10 protein-coding genes are annotated in these 13,497 nt (G+C 69.7%); 3 read left to right on the forward strand and 7 right to left on the reverse strand.

Going from position 1 to position 13,497, the window contains the following annotated elements; all coding sequences use genetic code 11:
• Positions 1-158: 158 nt before the first annotated feature.
• Complete coding sequence (locus ACZ6TB_RS00005) at positions 159-1,457, reverse strand: extracellular solute-binding protein (protein WP_465548815.1); 1,299 nt, start codon at positions 1,455-1,457, stop codon at positions 159-161.
• 508 nt (positions 1,458-1,965) lie between these two features.
• On the opposite strand from ACZ6TB_RS00005, the gene ACZ6TB_RS00010 reads away from it, so the two are divergent.
• Positions 1,966-3,441: a sigma-70 family RNA polymerase sigma factor gene (locus ACZ6TB_RS00010; RefSeq protein ID WP_465548817.1), complete on the forward strand. Its 1,476-nt coding sequence runs from the start codon at positions 1,966-1,968 to the stop codon at positions 3,439-3,441.
• Positions 3,442-3,675: 234 nt separating this feature from the next.
• Here the strand turns inward: ACZ6TB_RS00010 and ACZ6TB_RS00015 are convergent, their stop codons facing one another.
• The 4 genes from ACZ6TB_RS00015 to ACZ6TB_RS00030 are packed head-to-tail and all read right to left on the reverse strand — an operon-like array spanning position 3,676 to position 8,582.
• Positions 3,676-3,906, reverse strand: a complete 231-nt coding sequence (locus ACZ6TB_RS00015; RefSeq protein WP_465548819.1) for a hypothetical protein — start codon at positions 3,904-3,906, stop codon at positions 3,676-3,678.
• A gap of 55 nt (positions 3,907-3,961) precedes the next feature.
• Positions 3,962-5,212 carry a CE1 family esterase gene (locus tag ACZ6TB_RS00020; protein WP_465548821.1) on the reverse strand — a complete coding sequence of 417 codons (1,251 nt, stop codon included), beginning with the start codon at positions 5,210-5,212 and terminating at the stop codon, positions 3,962-3,964.
• Between the two features lie 14 nt (positions 5,213-5,226).
• Complete coding sequence (locus ACZ6TB_RS00025) at positions 5,227-7,212, reverse strand: family 43 glycosylhydrolase (protein WP_465548823.1); 1,986 nt, start codon at positions 7,210-7,212, stop codon at positions 5,227-5,229.
• Positions 7,213-7,235: 23 nt separating this feature from the next.
• On the reverse strand, positions 7,236-8,582 hold the full coding sequence (locus tag ACZ6TB_RS00030) for a glycoside hydrolase family 10 protein (RefSeq protein WP_465548825.1): 1,347 nt from the start codon (positions 8,580-8,582) through the stop codon (positions 7,236-7,238).
• A gap of 558 nt (positions 8,583-9,140) precedes the next feature.
• On the opposite strand from ACZ6TB_RS00030, the gene ACZ6TB_RS00035 reads away from it, so the two are divergent.
• Positions 9,141-10,553: an endo-1,4-beta-xylanase gene (locus ACZ6TB_RS00035; RefSeq protein ID WP_465548827.1), complete on the forward strand. Its 1,413-nt coding sequence runs from the start codon at positions 9,141-9,143 to the stop codon at positions 10,551-10,553.
• 93 nt (positions 10,554-10,646) lie between these two features.
• Positions 10,647-11,399, forward strand: a complete 753-nt coding sequence (locus tag ACZ6TB_RS00040) for a FadR/GntR family transcriptional regulator (RefSeq protein ID WP_465548829.1) — start codon at positions 10,647-10,649, stop codon at positions 11,397-11,399.
• 13 nt (positions 11,400-11,412) lie between these two features.
• On the opposite strand, the gene ACZ6TB_RS00045 is transcribed toward ACZ6TB_RS00040, so the two are convergent.
• Both ACZ6TB_RS00045 and ACZ6TB_RS00050 read right to left on the reverse strand, forming a co-directional pair.
• A complete protein-coding gene (locus tag ACZ6TB_RS00045; protein ID WP_465548831.1) occupies positions 11,413-12,567 on the reverse strand; it encodes a mandelate racemase/muconate lactonizing enzyme family protein in 1,155 nt (384 codons plus the stop codon).
• A gap of 28 nt (positions 12,568-12,595) precedes the next feature.
• Complete coding sequence (locus tag ACZ6TB_RS00050) at positions 12,596-13,495, reverse strand: carbohydrate ABC transporter permease (protein WP_465548833.1); 900 nt, start codon at positions 13,493-13,495, stop codon at positions 12,596-12,598.
• Positions 13,496-13,497: the final 2 nt, after the last annotated feature.

Consider the following 13,497-nt stretch of genomic DNA (forward strand, 5'->3'; position numbering starts at 1 on the left):
ACCCAAGTCGGAGAAAAACACACCAACAACACCCCCCCTCCCCCCCCCCTCCCCCCCCCCCCCCCCCTCACCCCCCCCCCCCCCCCCCCCCCGCCCCCCCCCCCCACCCCCGGCCCCGCGGCCGGCGCGGGCCGGCGTTCGTCGGTGAGCACCGCCGGTCAGCCCTGCTTGGCCGCGGTGGTGATGGCCTGGACGACCTGCTGCGGTGACGACTTGCCGGCCAGCAGCTCGGCCACGCTGTCGTTGACCTGCTGGCCGACGGCGGGGGCATAGGCCTGGTCGAGGTAGAGCTGGAAGCCCGACGAATTGACCATCGTGTCGCCCACCAGCTTGAGGTTGGGATCGGTGACGGCGTCCTGGGCGGCCTTGACGACCGGCAGCACGCCCGCGGTCTTCGCCTCGATGCGGGCGTTCTCCGGCTGGGCGATGAACTTCAGGAACTCGATCGCCTCGGGCGGCGCGTTCTTGCCGACCGCAAAGCCACCGCCGCCCCCGAACGCGTCGGTGATCTTTCCCTTGCCGCCGTCGACCGCCGGGAACGGGAAGAAGCCGAGCTTGCTGCCGAGTCCCTTCTTGCCGGCCGAGTTGTCCCGCTCGACGACCGGCGCCCATTGACCCATGAGCTCCATGGCGGCCTTGCCGTTGCCCATGGTCGCGGCCTGACCGTCCGCCGTGGAGTAGCCGGCGGCCAGGTATCCGGTCTGGAACGGTTGCAGAGCCACGAGCTCGGCCAGGCGGTCGCCGGCCGCGACGAAGTCGGGCGTGTTGAAGTTCTTGTCGACGCCGGCCTGCCGCAGCGCGTCCAGACCGGCGACCCGCATGGCCAGGTAGGCCCAGTAGTAGTGGCCCGGCCACTTCTCCTTGCCGGCCAGCGCGATCGGCGTGACCTTCGCGGCCTTCAGCTTGCGGACCGCCTCGAGGTAGTCCGCCCAGGTGGCCGGCGCGGCGCTCACCCCGGCCCGCTGGAACAGCTCCTTGTTGTACCAGAAGCCGACCATCCCGGTGTCGACCGCGGACGCGTACGTTTTCCCGCCGGTCGTGTACGCGTCGAGCGCGGTCGGGATCAGCGTGTCCTTCCAGGCGCCGACATCCCCGGTGAGGTCCTTGACCATCCCGGCGTCGGCCTGCTGGAAGAGCACCCCGCCACCCCAGGTGTGGAAGATGTCCGGTGGGTCGCCGGCCTGGACGACGGTGGTCAGCTTGGTCTTGAACGCCTCGTTCTCCAGCGGCGTGATCTCGAACTTCACGCCGGGGTGCGAGGCCTCGAACTGGCGAGCCATCTGCGCCCACGCCGACAACATCGGGTCGGTGTTGGCGATGTGCCACCACCGGATCTTCTTGGTCGATCCTGCTTTGCCGCCGTCGTCGTCCCCGCAGCCGGCGAGGACCGCCCCGGCCGCCGCCGCGGCGGTCAGTTCGAGAAATGATCTGCGGCCGAGACGCACCTGACCCGTCACCGTAAATCCCCTTTCGATACCACTTCATGCGCACGTAGAAATGACGGCCAACATCGTGTGGCCGCGGAAGTTTCGGAGATTCATCGATACCTTTTGGCACCGTAAGCAGGAGGTTACGAGCTTGTACCGAACCGGTCAATACCGAGCGCGATCCAATCGAGCGTAACTTTCGATCGAAACATTGCTGTTCAACTATTTACTGAAAACTCGTTATGAGGACGCCCCCGCGAAAGTCACGCCGCGCTCGGCCCGGTCGTCGTGTATTGCCGGTAGTCAATGCCGCCCGAACGGCGCCACACTCTCGAGGCGGCGCCAGCGCACGGTCGGGCGCCAACCCGCCGGGACCGCCGCCGCCATGACCCGCGGGCCCGCTTTCTCTCGGTGCACGAGATTGGAATTCGACCAACGGATTGAAACGTATCCGGCCAGGTCACTCGCAGCCATCGTCTTGAATGTGGGGTGCGACGCTCCTAGCATGTGGCACAGATTGTGAGCGTTCACTTTTACTTTGCACAGTCAGGACATCGCATTGGCTCAGCCGTTTCCCGGTCACGAGGAGGCACTCGTCGTCGCCGCGCGGAGCGGCGACCGGGCCGCGCTGAACGAGCTGTTCGGCCGGCACCTGCCGATGGTCTACAACCTCGTCCGGCGGGCGCTGCCCGGTGACCCGGCCGCCGACGACGTGGTGCAGGACGTGCTGGTCCGCGCCCTCCGGCAGATTTCCGAACTGCGCTCGGCGGCCAGCTTCCGGCCCTGGCTGGCCGCGATCGCCGTACGCCAGATCGGAAGTCACCTGGCGCGCGTGGACCTCGCGGCCCGCCGCTGCGCCCCGCTGGACACGGCGTTCGGCCGGCCGGATCCCGGCGCCGACGTGGAGGGGCCGGCGCTGCTGCGCGTCGAGCTCTCCGCCCAGCGGCAGCAGGTCGGGCACGCGCTGCGGTGGATGGGCGCCGACGAGCGGACGGTGTTCTCGCTGTGGTGGCTGGAGATGGTCGGCGAGCTCTCCCGGGCCGACGTCGCGGCCGCGCTGGGGACGAGCGTCGCCCACGCCGCGGTACGGATGCAGCGGATGCGCGAGCAACTGGAGGCGAGCCGGCAGATCGTCGCCGCGCTCGAGGCCATGCCCGGCTGCGACCTGCTCGGCGACATCGCGGCCGAGTGGGACGGAACGCCGAACCCGTACTGGCGAAAGCGTCTCGGACGGCACGTCCCGGCCTGCCCGGTGTGCGCCCGCGCCGCCGGGCGCCTGCTGCCCACCGACCGGTTGCTCGCCGGGCTGCTCCTGCTGCCCGTTCCGGCGGCGATCGGGGCCGCGGTGGCGGTCAAGGCCCTCTCCGGCGCCGCGGCCGCCGGCTCGGGGGTCAAGGCCGCGTCGGGCGTCGCGATGTGGCTGGGCCGCGCGTTCCAGGTGGCCGCGACGCACCCGGTCGTCACGACGGTCACCGCCGGAGTCCTGGCCGTCGGTGTCACGCTGCCCACGACCGGGTGGGTAACGGCCGTGTCGCCTCCGCACGGCCTGACCGGAACGAGTGCGCCCGCGGCCGCGACGCTGACGATCGGGCGGGTCTCGCTGGAATCGGCCGGGGCCACCGGGCGGTACGTCGCCGTGGACGGTGACGCCGGCGTGCTGACCCCGGTGGGCCCGGCGAGCGGCGCGGCGGCCCGGGAGCGGGCCTCCGTGCGGGTGGTCGCGGGACTGGCCGACCCGTCGTGCTTCTCGTTCCGCCGCCCGGACGGCACCTTCTTCCGGCACTCGTCGTTCCGGCTGCGGCTGAGCCCGGACGACGGGACCGTCCTGTTCCGGAACGACGCGACGTTCTGCGCCCGGGCCGGTTCCATCGGCGGCTCGGTGTCGCTCGAGTCGTTCAACTACCGCGGCTTCTTCCTGCGCCACATCGGCGATCAGATGTGGGTCGACCAGTCCGACGGAAGCACGGTATTCCGGTCGGACAGTTCTTTCTTCGTTCGCCCGCCGCTGGGCTGACCTGCACACATTCCACACCTCGGGCCGGCGCGCGCGAAACGTCGCGGCCGGTGATGAAAAAACGTGACGAGCGCGCCGCCGAAATGGTCGACCTTGAGCGGCCCGGAAGCGCATTGCGACAATGGCGGCGCGGGCGCGCGCTTTCCCATTCCCGCGGCTCGCCGGCCGACCGGCGCCGGGGCTCCTGGTTGGTGGACCGGGAGCCCCGGCGCCAACTCCGGCTCGTCTCCGTCGTCAGACCTTGGTCATGGTCCAGAGGTGATCGTGCGTTCCCGTGTCGCCCCAGAAGAGCGCGGGCGCGCCCTGGCCGGTGGATTGGTTCTGGATACCGAGGACCACGCCGGCCGCCTGGTTGACGCGGTCGAGATGGTGCCGCGGCGAGTCCCAGGCCGAACAGGCCGGCCGCGGCGCGTGCGACCGCGGAGCGGACGGGGTGCCGCCGGACAGTCCGGCAGCACCCCTCATCCCCCTGCGGCGCCGTGCCTCACCGAGGCACGGGGCAGGCCCTCTCCGCCGCCGGCTAGGCCGCGGCGCAGGTCGCCGACGGGACGCTGTTGGTTCCGTTCCAGGTGCCGAGGAACCCGAACGTGGTGGACGCCCCTGCGGCGAGACTGCCGTTCCAGGTCTCGTTCGCGACGATCGGCGCGCTGCCGGTGGCGGTGTTGCGGCCGCCCCACATCTGGGTGATCGTCTGACCGTTGGCGAACGTCCAGCTCACCCGCCACCCGGTCAGGGCGGCGGCGCCGGCCGTCACCGTCACTTCGGCCTGGAATCCGCCCTGCCACTGCCCGGTGATCCGGTACGCGGCCGAGCAGACCCCAGGCTGGACGGTGGGCGACGAGCTCGGCGAGCTCGTAGGTGACGTAGGTGACGTCGGTGTCGTCGGCGAGGACGACGTGGTGCTGGTCAGCTGCGAGAAGAACTTCCAGACCTCGCCACCCACCCAGGTCCGCGCGCCGCTGGTCGAGGTGGTCCCGTCCACCGGCTCCGGGGTGTGGTCGCCGTCGAACGCCGCCCACGCCACCGGGTATCCGGCACGGCAGCCCGCGTACGCCGTCACGATGTGGGTGAGGCTGCCCTGGGCCGGTTCCGGCGGGTTCTGCGCCGTGCACCCGTTGTTCCGGACGAAGGTGTCCCGGATCGACCGGCCGAGCGAGATGTTGAGCACGCTGTCGTGGATGCCGTGGATCCCGAGGTAGGCGACCGGCTGGGTGCCGGGGCTGCAGCCGCTGAGGTTGGCGCCGGAGAGCACCGCGACCGCGCGGAAGACCGCCGGTCGTGCACACGCCACGGCGTAGCTCATCGATCCGCCGTAGCTCCAGCCGAGCGCGAACAGCTGGGACGTGTCGACGCAGAGGTCACCCTCGATCAACGAGGTCAGGTTGTCGACGAGGGTGAGGTCCCGGTTGCCGGTGTTGGCCCAGCCGTTGTCGATGCCCTGCGGCGCGACCAGGATGGCCGAGTTGTTCGACTGCTGCTGGAGTCCGTAGTAACCGCCGCTGACCACGTTGCTCGCGGTTCCGTTCAACCAGTGAAAGGCGAAGATCAGCTTGTACGGGTGGTTGCGGTCGTAGTTGTCCGGGACCCGGAGAATGTAGGAGCGGCTCTGGCCGCCGCTGGAGATCGTGCGGGTGCCGCTGGTCAGGGTGGGCGCCTTGCCGCAGCCGGCGGTGACGGCCGCGTCGGCGGGCGCCGCTGTCGCGACGGCCAGGGCCACGGCGCCGGCCAGCACGGCCGCCGCCACTCCCCCGGCGAGTTTACGGATGGACATCACGGTTCCTCGAATCAGGAGACGGCGAACTGGTTGACGGTCACGGAACCGCCGAGCGCGGCGGTGGCGTAGTTGAAGACGCCGAACCGGTAGCCCATGAAGAACTGCCAGTCGTTGGTGAGCGTGAAAGCGGGACCGAGCGGCGTGAAGGTGCTGCCGTCGGTGCTGTACGAGAACGTGGCTGTCCGGCCGGAGCCGGGCTGGATGTTCGCCGACGCCCGCAGCCAGATCCTGCCGCCGGAGACCGTCGCGCCGGCCTGCTCGGCGCCGGTGCCGGTGGTCGTCCAGCCGCTGGTCGACATGGTCAGTCCGCTGGTCATCGACACCCGGGTCGCACCGTTGTCCTTGCGAATGCCGATCCAGGCCGACTGGTCGCGCAGCATCGCCAGGCCGGCCCGGTCGCCGTTGGCCATGCCGCCGTAGTCCAGCTGGATCGTCGCGGTCGAGGACGGCCCCTGGATGCGCCGGGTCAGGGTGTTGCGAGCGTTGTACAGATCGCCGGTGACCGTGGCCGTGGACAGCCGCAGTCCGTTGCCGACGCTGAACTTGCCGGTGTCGGGGTTGTGGTTCCACTCCCACTGCGGTCCGAGCGTGGCCGCGGTGAAGCTGTCCGACCCGGTCATCGGGGCCAGCGGGTGCCAGGGCAGGTTGGGCCGCGGATAGGTGGCGCCCCACCGGCCGTTGACGGTCTGCAGGACGGGCCAGCCGTCGCTGCTCCAGGTGATCGGGGCCAGGGTCGGCATCCGGCCGCCGGGGTAGGCGTCGGTGAACGCCATGTACCACCAGTCGCCGTTCTGGGTCTGCACGAGCCCGCCCTGATGCGGGACGCCGCCGCCGGACAGGGGGCCGGGCAGGTTCAGCAGGACCTGCCGTTGCTCGTACGGCCCCCACGGGCTGGTCGAGCGCAGCACGTACTGGCCGTTGGCCGGCCGGGTGAGCCAGATGTAGTAGTAGTTGCCGCGCTTGTACATGCGCGAGCCTTCGAGGGTGCCGATGCTCGAGGGGGTGGTGTAGACGGTCTGCGAGCGCACCTCGGAGGTCAGGTCCGCCGACAGTTGCGCGACGCTGATCGTGCTGTTGCCGTACGCGACGTACGGGGTGTCGTTGTCGAACAGCAGCCCGGCGTCGTAGTAGCACTTGTTGATCCGGGCCTTCTTCGACCAGCCGCTGCCGATCGCCGTGGACGTGTAGACGTAGGTGCGGTTGAACTCGGTGCACCCGAGCCAGTAGTACGTGCCGTTGCCGGGCCGGTAGCTGAAGGCCGAGGCCCAGATGCCCTTCACGTACGCGCGGCCGCCGTTGAGGTCGTACGCGTTGGAGTCGAAGTCCAGCCGTGGCACCGAATGCCCGGCGTACTCCCAGTTGACCAGGTCGTAGGAGCGCAGGATGGGCGCGCCGGGCGAGTAGTGCATGGTCGACGCCGAGTAGTAGTACACGTCCCCGACCCGGATGATGTCGCCGTCGGCGAAGTCCTGCCACACGACCGGGTTGGCGAAGGTGCTCGGCGTGCTGGAGGGCGGGGCGGACGTCGCCGGGGTGGTGGTCGGCGCTGTGGTGGTCGGCGCGGTGGTGGTCGGCGCGGTGGTGGTCGGCGCGGTGGATCCGGTGCAGGCGACGCCGTTGAGGCTGAAACCGGCCGGCGCCGGGTTGGCGGAGGTCCACGATCCGTTGAAGCCGAAGCTCGCGGTTCCGCCGGTGGGGACGGCGCCGTTGTATCCGGTGCTGCTGACGGTCACCTGCGCTCCCGACTGGGTCACGGTGCCGTTCCACAGCTGGGTCACCGTCTGGCCCGCGGCATAGGACCAGGACAGCTGCCAGCCGGTGAGCGGATCACCGAGGTTGGTGATGGTCACGCCGGCGCCGAAGCCGCCCTGCCACTGGTTGGTCACGGTGTAGGTGACCTGGCACCCGGCGGCGGCCTCGGCGGTGGTCGCGACCGTGGTGAGGCCGGCCGCGACCGCGACCGCGAGGGCGGCCGACAACCAGAACTGTCTTCTCATGGGTCTGCTCCCCGCTCGGTGCGCTAGCCGGCCGCGCACGAGGCGGTGCCCGGTCCGGCGCCGGTGCCCTGGAAGCCGAACTCGGTGTAGCCGCCGGCCGGGATCTGGGCGTTGTAGCTCACGTTGCGGAAGCTGACCGTGCCGGTCGTGCCGCTGGCGGTGGCGTTCCAGGTGCTGGTGACCGCGCTGCCCGCGGGCAGGGTCAGGCTGACCGTCCAGCCGTTGACCGCGGCCGGCCCGGCGGTCACCCGGATGGTGGCGACGAAGCCGCCGTTCCAGGAGTTCAGCGAGACGCCGGAGGCGCAGGCCCCGGACGGCGGGTTACTCGTCGGGGTGGTGGTGACCGGCGTCGTCGGGTTGGTCGGGCCGCCGGCGTTGAGGGCGTTCAGCACCGACGCGTACGCCGCCTTCTTGTTGCCCGAGGAATCGAACAGCAGCGGGTTCTCGCCGGTGCGCCAGGAGTCGCTGTCCCGGATCCCCCACACCGTGATGCCGCCGCAGCGGGAAACCGCCATGCAGGCCTTGGTCACCGTGGCGTAGATGTTCGCCTGGTTGCCGCCCTGGGCGACGTCGAGCTCGGTGATCTGCACCTCGACCCCGAGGTCGGCGAACCGCTGCAGGTTGGCCTGGTAGTCGCCGGGCACGCCGGTGCCCAGGTGCGACTGGAAGCCGACGCAGTCGATCGGCACGCCGCGGGCCTTGAAATCGCGCACCATGTTGTACACGCCGGTGCTCTTCGCGTTCACGCCGTCGGTGTTGTAGTCGTTGTAGCAGAGCTTGGCGCCCGGGTCGGCGGCGCGGGCGGCCCGGAACGCGGCCTCGATCCAGTCGTTGCCGGTGCGCTGCAGGTTGGAGTCGCGGCGGCCGCCGCTGCCGCCGTCGGCGAACGCCTCGTTGACCACGTCCCAGGCGTAGATCTTGCCCTTGTAGTGGGTGGCGACCTGGGTGACGTGGTTGATCGCGGCGTTGCGCAGCGCGCTGCCCGACAGCGACTGCGCCCAGGAGGGCTGTTGCGCGTGCCAGAGCAGGGCGTGCCCACGGATCTTGGCGCCCATCGAGATCCCCTGGTTGAGGATCCGGTCGCCGTTAGTGAACGTGAACCGGCCCTGGGACGGTTCGGTGGCGTCCCACTTCATCTCGTTCTCCGGCGTCACGGCGTTGAACTCGCGGTTGAGGATGCCGGTGTAGGTGGAGTCGCCGAGCTTGCCGGCCGCGATCGCCGCGCCGAAGTAGCGACCGCTCTGCGCGGCCGACGCGCCGAGCGTGGTTGCCGCGTCCGCGGTGCCGATCACGGCGATGCTCGCGGCGACGACGACGCCCGCCGCGGCGGTGGCGAGCAACGCGAGACGACCGTGCCTGGGGATGGACATGGGGAAGGAACCTTCCGGACGGGGGAATGCCGGGGACAAAGGGGTAGTGAACGTTAACAGCGCGATGTTCGGAACGGTACGGGAGCGCTCCCATAGATTCAAGTAAATGCCATGCCGACAGGGGCGACCGCATTTCATAACAACAATTCAGCGAGAACTTGCTGATCTTCAGATCCCGTAACTTTCGGTCAAAGCCCGTGCCCTGGTTCCGCCAAGATCGGCCGTCCGATGTCAGGCGATGTCGGCGTAAAACGCACGCAACTCGGGCACATCGTCACGCATTTCGACTGCGATGACGCTGGAAGTTCCGGAAGTTTTCCGGAACCCATTGTTTCCGGAGTGTTGCCGTGCCAGCATGGCGTGCAATTGAAGTACATCGCTATCAGGTCCCGGTGGCGCGATACACCGACTCCCCCTCGCACGCACGGCCGCGATCCGCCCCGGCGTGCGGTGCTCGGCCGCCGATACGCAGAACCGAGAATGGAGACCATTGTGGCAACCGGTTTCCCCGTCCATTCCGACGACTCCCCGAGGCGTCGGTCATTACGAGTCCGATCGATGATCTTCAGTGCCGCTGCCGTCGTCGCGGCCGCCGGCGTCGTGATGGTGATCCCGGCCGCGAACGCCGCGGCGAGCACCCTGGGCGCGGCGGCCGCGCAGTCGGGCCGGTACTTCGGCACCGCGATCGCCGCGAGCCGGTTGAGCAACTCGACGTACAGCACGATCGCCGGACGCGAGTTCAACATGGTGACCGCCGAGAACGAGATGAAGCCGGACGCGACCGAGCCCAACCGGGGCCAGTTCAACTTCAGCTCCGGCGACCAGATCTACAACTGGGCCACCCAGCGCGGCATGAAGGTTCGCGGCCACACCCTCGCCTGGCACTCCCAGCAGCCGGGCTGGATGCAGAGCCTCAGCGGCAGCAGCCTGCGCCAGGCGATGATCGATCACATCAACGGCGTGATGGGTCACTACAAGGGCAAGCTCGCCGCCTGGGACGTCGTCAACGAGGCGTTCAACGAGGACGGCAGCCGCCGGCAGTCCAACCTGCAGAACACCGGCAACGACTGGATCGAGGTGGCGTTCCGCACCGCCCGCAGCGCCGACCCGTCGGTCAAGCTCTGCTACAACGACTACAACATCGAGAACTGGTCGTACGCGAAGACGCAGGGCGTCTACCGCATGATCCAGGACTTCAAGTCGCGCGGCGTGCCGATCGACTGCGTGGGCCTGCAGACCCACTTCACCGGCGGCAGCTCGCTGCCCGGCAACTTCCAGACCACCCTGTCGAGCTTCGCCGCCCTGGGCGTGGACGTGGCCCTGACCGAGGTCGACGTCACCAACGCGTCGACCTCGCAGTACGCCGGGCTGACCCAGGCCTGCATGAACGTGTCCCGCTGCATCGGCATCACGGTGTGGGGCGTACGGGACAGTGACTCCTGGCGCTCCGGCGAGAGCCCGCTTCTGTTCGACGGCAACGGCAACAAGAAGGCCGCGTACACGTCGGTCCTCAACGCGCTCAACTCGGGCGGCCCCGGCCCGACGACCTCGCCGACCTCGCCGACCGTCTCCCCCACCACATCGAACCCGCCGAGCGGCTCGGGCCGCATCGTCGGCGCCCAGTCGGGACGATGCATCGACGTGCCGAACGCGTCCCAGAACAACGGCACCCGCGTCCAGCTCTACGACTGCAACGGCCAGACCAACCAGGCCTGGACCCTCACCTCGAGCAAGCAGCTGATGGTGTACGGCAGCCGGTGCCTGGACGCCGCCGGCTCGGGCAACGGCTCGGCGGTGCAGATCTACAGCTGCAACGGGCAGTCCAACCAGCAGTGGAACGTGAACTCCAACGGCACCATCACCGGCGTGCAGTCCGGGCGCTGCCTCGACGTCTGGGGCACCGGCAACGGCCAGCAGGTCCAGATCTACGACTGCAGCGGCCAGGCCAACCAGAAGTTCAGCCTGAGCTGATCGCGCGAGTCCACCGCGGTGTGGCGGCGACCGGCCGCCACACCGCGTCTTTCGGCCCGGCCCGGATGCCACCCGGTCGGTAAGGTACCAGCCATGACGGCTCCATCCGACGCGTTCAAGCTCCCTCCTCGCCGGCGAGCCGAGCGGCTGAGCGTCGCGGTGGTGGCCGAGCTGGTCGAGCTGATCGTCACCGGGCAGCTGGCCGAGGGTGCGCTGCTGCCGCCCGAGGGCCCGCTCAGCGAGCACTTCGGGGTGAGCCGCACGGTGATCCGCGAGTCGGCCAAGCGGCTCGAGGAGAAGGGCCTGCTGATCGTCAGTCAGGGCCGGGGAACGCAGGTGGCGCGGTCCGGGTCGTGGAACATGCTGGACCCGACCGTGCTCTCCGCGCTCATCGACAACGACGAGTCACTGGGCGTGCTGGACGAGCTGACCGTCGTGCGGGGGAACCTGGAGGCCGCCATGGCGGGCACGGTGGCCGCCGGCCGCACGCCCGAGGAGCTGACCCGCGTCGAGCAGGCACTGCAGGTGATGCGGCAGATGCAGCACGAGAGCGACTCCTTCAACGAGGCGGACGTGGTCTTCCACCTGACGGTGATGGAGCTTTCCCGGAACCGCTTGGCCGAGAACATCACCAAGCGGCTGTACCGCCGGGCGCTGGAGAGCACGAGATACCACGGAATGCAGTACGAGGGCGCGTTCAGCTCGACCCTCGACCAGCACGCCGCGGTCGTCGACGCGATCGCCCGCCAGGACGTCGCCGCGGCGGAGCGGGCGATGCGCGACCACATCATCGGTTCCTGGCAGCGACGCCGGTTCGACCCCGCCGGCGGCGAGAAGCAGGCCTAGTTCCGGGCCGGCCTCACGACCGGTCCCGGGGCGAGTCGGGAACCAGGCGCAGCCCGGCGCGGCCGGGCCGGACGTGCGGCCCGGCGGCCGGTGCGGACGCGTCGCCGGTCCGGCCGGCGACGATCTGGTCCTCGTCGACCCGGATCCCGATTCCCGGTTCGTCGCCCAGAACGATCCCTCCGTCGCAGTACTCCTGGTCCACCCGGACGCCGATCGGCGCGGTGAGGCCCTGGACCTCGAAGGCCAGATGGTTCGGTACGGCCGCGGCCGCGTGCGCCACCGGGTTGGTGTGGTAGGCCACCGGGCTGACCGGCAGGTCACGGCCGTGCGCCACCGCGGCCACCCGGAGGAAGTGGGTGATGCCCCAGACGTTGCCCACCTGCACGATGTCGACCGCGTCGGCGTCCAGCAACGGCCGGTACTGCTCGAGGCCGGTGAGGTTCTCGCCGGTGGCGACGGCGGCGCGGACGCCGCGGCGCACCGAGGCGAGCCCGGCGGCGTCCCATCGGCGCACCGGTTCCTCGATCCAGGCGAGATCGACCTTGCGCTCCAGCGCGGTCACGTACCGGACGGCCTGCGAACGGTTCCAGGATTCGTTGGCGTCGAACATGACGGCGGGATGTGCCGAGTTGCGGCCGAGCAGATCACGCAGGGTCTCCAGGCGGCGGAGGTCGTCGGTCAGGTCCCGGCCGCCCTTGAGCTTGCCGCTGCTGAAACCGCGATCGGCGAACTCCGAGTAGAGGCGGACCAGCCCCGCGTCGTCGAGCGCGATGTCGAGGCCGGAGGCGTAGCCCGGCACGAACCGGTCGAGGGCGCCGAGCGTACGCCATAACGGCTCGCCGGCCGCCTTGGCCTTGAGGTCCCACAGCGCGGTGTCGATCGCGCCGATCGCGCCGAACGTCGCGCCCCCGTGCCCGGCTTTGAAGGCCCAGGCGAGCATCCGGTCGTAGAGCGCCGAGACCCCCCGCGGATCCTGCCCCAGCACGGCGCCGAAGACCCGATCGACGTCGGCGTGCGGTCCGATGCCCACGCCGTCGATTCCGGCGTCGGTCTCCAGGATCAGCACATGGACGTCGGTGCGCGGCCCGGGCATCACGCCGTTGGCGTCGCCGATCAGCCGGCCCCAGTCGTGCCCGGTCCTGAGGCTGCGGTATCCGGTGACCTTCACAGTTGCTCCTTCTCGGCCGGAATTCGACTCACTCCTTCGTGCCGCCCGCGGTCATGCCGGCGACCAGGAAACGCTGGGCGAAGAGGAAGACGACCAGCACCGGCAGCACCGAGATCACCGTCGCCAGCGCGAGGGTCGGCAGCTGCACCGATTGCGTGCCGGCCGAGCTGGGATTGAACGCCGGCGTCGACGCGAGCAGGGACGTGAGCCCGACCTGGATCGGATAACCGTCGCTGGACGGCAGCATCACGAACGGCAGGAAGAAGTTGTTCCAGCTCTGCACGAAGCTGAAGAAGGCGACAAGGGCGACGATCGGCGCGGCCAGCGGCAATGCCACCCGGGTGAACACCTGGAGCTCCGAGCATCCGTCGATGCGCGCCGCGGACAGCAGGTCCCGCGGGATGCTCGTGGAGAAATAGATGTAGGTGAGGTAGACGCCGAACGGGAAGAACGACATCGGCAGGATCACCGAGAGCGGACTGCCGATCAGCCCGACGGAGTTCAGCTCCAGGAAGATGGGCAGGACGAGCGCCGTGTTCGGGATCAGCATGACGATCAACGTGAGGATCAGCAGCAGCCGGCGGAACCGGAACCGCGTCAGGGCGAGGGCGTAGCCGGCCGGGACGCCGGCGATCAGGGCGATCACGAGCGCGCCCAGCGCGTACTGCGCCGAGTTGCCCACCCAGGTCGTGACCGCGCCGTCCTGGAACGCGAAGAGCTGGTGCCAGTTGGTTCTCAGGTCGCCGGCCGCGCCCGGGGCGAACGGGTTGCGCACGATGAGGTCACGAGCGGACTTCGTCGTCGCCAGAAGCAGCCAGACGATCGGGATCACGAAGAACAGCACGAAGATCGCCAAGACGACCCCAGCGATCGTACGGCCGCTCCAGCCGCCGAGACCGGGCTGCCGGCCGGTTGTCGCTGTCGTCATTG

The organism is Actinoplanes sp. NPDC051537 (assembly GCF_055586105.1).